The following is a 3388-nucleotide window of genomic DNA, read 5'->3' on the forward strand; positions in this document are numbered from 1 at the left end:
TGCCGGGTGACAGGGCGAGACGGAGGCCGACCAGTGCGTCGAGGTCGATGACGACGCCAGTCCAGGCCACTAGAGCAAGTGCAGAGCGACGGTCGACTCGGCGCCGATACGCCCTGACCGGCCTGTTGATCTGCTCCGTCTGCGACCGGCGGCTGACCGGCCATTGGGTCAACGGACGACCCGGCTACCGCGGCCGCCACGGCCACACCAGCGCCCACCCCGCCAACGCCAGCACGCCCCGCTGGATCTACTGGTCGGAAACCCGGCTCGTCGAAACAGCTGATTACCGGACATACGCCGATCCCCACATGAACGGCGCCGCCGGCCCGGTCACCGAGCTGCGACGTCGTGATGCGGTCATCCGTATGCAGCCCGACCACGATTACCGTCGAGACCGCCGACAAATCAGCCGCTCACGTCGCCCACAGACCAGAGGCAGCCGGAGTTTGGGGCTGGTACGAGTGGCGCCGAGCTTTGGCCGTCCGGGTCACACCTAACCCGGGCCACGTCGCGATCGCGGCCCTGGAGTCTCGCATCCCCGGCAGGGTGGCGATCACCCCAGAACGTGGACGACGTGCACCAGCGGACCGGCTCGACATTGGTGACCCACTTGCATGGCAGCTTGTTCGCACCGCGTTGCCTCGCCTGCGCCCAGCCCGTCGCCCTCCCGGAGAGAAATCCCGGACAATGACGGCGGCCGCATCGCCCCGCCGCCATGCGCCACCTGCGGTTCACCGATCCGACTAGGTGTGGCGTGGTTCGGCGAAATCCTTCCGTCGGACGCTTTCGAGTCGGCGGTCGAGTCCGCCACGAACGCCGAGGCGCTGATCACCGTCGGCACCTCGGGCTTGGTCCAACCGGCTGCCGAGACCCAGATACTCGCCCACACGGGCGGCCAGGTGATCCGGGTCAACCCGACGCCGACCCCGTTTGGACCGAGCAGCCGCGATAAACCTGCACGGTATCGCAGCCGAGGTGCTCCCGGCCTTGGTGCAGCGCCCGCCCCGGTGATTCGTGCCAGGCGATTCCGGAATGGATCATACGAACGTCCATTTCGCTGTCTCGGCAAGATCATTGATAAACACTTCTAAGCAGCTCAGCCGGGTTCTACACAAAGCCGTCCAGCATCGGAGACCCGGAACGGTGGATGTTTCACCTTTCGGTATCTGGAGGCGCCCGACTTCGTCCGCGTAGTCTTCCTCCCAATCCCTGGGGAAAGCGGACGGAACATGGCTGACGATAATCCGGACTACCCCGTCGATCAGATACTCACCGAGGTGCGTGAGCTGCGTGCTGCGTTCGACGCCAAGATCCGATATGACGAGGGTCGTGAGCACACCGTCGCGACCATGGCCGAGGAGCTCGACCGGCACCGGCACGGCGCGTTCCAGGCGCAGCTGCGCACCGTCCTGGTCGACCTGATCACCCTCTACGACGACCTCTCGCAGATGATCAGCGCCCCCGGCTATCCACCCGAGACGGCCGACCGGCTGCTGGTCGTCCGGGACACGGTGACGTACGTCCTGGCACGTCAGGGTGCCGAGATCGCGATCAGTGAGAACGACTCGGTGGACCGTGTGCAGCACAAGGTGGTGGCGATCGTGAAGACGCACGACGAGGGCGCCGACCGCCGGATCGCCGAGCGGTTGCGGCCGGGCTTCCGGTGGAACGACCGCGTGCTGCGCCCGGAGTGGGTGAACGCCTACCGCTACGAGAGTCCGCCGCCGCAGACACACCCGGTGCCGGAGCAACCGCACGCGGCCGAGAGCGAGACCGTACTGGTGGATTCGAACCTGTTGGAATCGAGATCCGGCGGCGTCGCCGGCGAGGAAAGGCTTGATGCGTGAGCGACGACCGGGTGTACGGCATCGACCTCGGCACCACTTATACCTGCATCGCCTACGTCGACGAGATGAGTGGCCGGCCGACGATCACGATGAACTCCGAAGGTGATCTCACCACCGCCTCGGCCGTCTTTTTCGAGACCGCAGAAACGCGGGTGATCGGTCACGAGGCGAAAAGCGCCGCGATCACCGACCCGGACAAGGTCGTCGAGATGGTGAAGCGGTCGATGGGCGTCCCGAATTGGCGGCGCGAATTCTTCGGCAAGGACTATTCGGCCGAGGAGATCTCGGCCTACATCCTGCGCAAGGTGGTCGACGATGCCGAGCAGGCCACCGACGTACGCCCGCACAAGGTCGTCATCACCTGCCCGGCCTACTTCGACAGTCCGCGGCGCGAGGCGACGGCGAGCGCCGGCCGGATCGCCGGTCTCGAGGTGCTGGAGGTGATCAACGAGCCGACCGCGGCCGCGATCGCCTACGGCCTGCACGATTCGGACGACCAGACCGTGCTGATCTACGACCTGGGCGGCGGCACCTTCGACGTCACGGTGATCACGATCAAGGGCGGCGCGATCACCGTCGTGGCGACCGACGGCAACCACGAGCTCGGCGGTCGTGACTGGGACGAGCGCGTGGTGCAGTTCCTGGCCGAGCAGTGGCGGGCCGGCAATCCCGACGGGTCCGACCCGGTGGACAACCCGGAGACCGTGCAGGACCTCTGGACCAAGGCCGAGAGCGCGAAACGGGCTCTCAGCGGCAAGATCGAGACCCGGGTCAACGTCGTCCACGAGGCGAAGCTCACGCCGGTGACGCTCACCCGGGAGAAGTTCGCTGAGCTCACCGCCGATCTGCTGGAGCGCACGGTGGGCTTCACCAAGAAGGTGATCGAGACCGCGGGCGAGCTCGGCGCACCGAAGATCGACAAGATGCTGCTGGTCGGCGGCTCGACGCGGATGCCGCAGGTCGCGGCGCGGCTGCACCAGGACTACGGCTTCGAGATCAAGCCGTACGAGCCGGAGCTGGCGGTGGCCAAGGGCGCCGCGATCTACGGCCAAAAGCTGGCGATCGGCGAGCGCATCCGCATCGAGATCGGCAAACGCCTGGCGCAGGACGCGGATTCGGTCGACGTCGCGGCCGCTCCGGCCGAGGTGCGGGCGGCCGCCGAGGAAGCCGTCGCCGAGGATATGCAACTGCGCATCGGCGTCGTTCAGCGCCTGTCCAACATGCAGGTCACCAACGTGATTAGCCACAGCTTCGGCGTCAAGGCGGTCGCCCGCGACGACAAGTCGGTGATCGCCAACCTCATCCAGGCCCAGCAGCAGCTGCCGGCCGAGGCGAAGCAGACCTTCGGCACCTATGCCAGCGGCATGTCCCTGGTCGCGCTGGAGATCTTCGAGAACACCGTACGGGCGCCGATAGTCGAGGACTTCTCCACCGCCGACGAGGTGGGCAAGGCCGTCCTCGAGCTGGCCACCGGGCTGCCCGCGAACTCGCCGATCGAGGTGACCTTCCGGTTCAGCAACGAGGGCCGGCTAGAAATTACC

The 3388-nt window shown here is 66.6% G+C and carries 4 protein-coding genes; all 4 read left to right on the forward strand.

Features of this window, described 5'->3' with window-relative positions:
- The first annotated feature begins 601 nt into the window (after positions 1 to 601).
- Positions 602 to 691: a hypothetical protein gene (locus AB0M20_RS33455; protein WP_364304339.1), complete on the forward strand. Its 90-nt coding sequence runs from the start codon at positions 602 to 604 to the stop codon at positions 689 to 691.
- A 58-nt stretch (positions 692 to 749) separates the two neighbouring features.
- Positions 750 to 1091 carry a hypothetical protein gene (locus AB0M20_RS33460; protein ID WP_364304336.1) on the forward strand — a complete coding sequence of 114 codons (342 nt, stop codon included), beginning with the start codon at positions 750 to 752 and terminating at the stop codon, positions 1089 to 1091.
- 138 nt (positions 1092 to 1229) lie between these two features.
- Positions 1230 to 1847, forward strand: coding sequence for a nucleotide exchange factor GrpE (gene grpE, locus AB0M20_RS33465; RefSeq protein ID WP_364304337.1), 618 nt, complete (start codon positions 1230 to 1232; stop codon positions 1845 to 1847).
- Positions 1844 to 3388 (forward strand): Hsp70 family protein (locus AB0M20_RS33470; RefSeq protein ID WP_364304338.1); only part of this gene is annotated, 1545 nt, incomplete at its 3' end. The genes grpE and AB0M20_RS33470, both read left to right, overlap by 4 nt.

The sequence above is a fragment of the Actinoplanes sp. NPDC051633 genome, from assembly GCF_040681735.1.
Taxonomy (GTDB): Bacteria; Actinomycetota; Actinomycetes; order Mycobacteriales; family Micromonosporaceae; genus Actinoplanes.

Excerpts from the sequence above, each read along its gene's own strand:
- grpE (WP_364304337.1), top strand. The coding sequence starts at position 1,230 with ATGGCTGACGATAATCCGGACTACCCCGTCGATCAGATACTCACCGAG.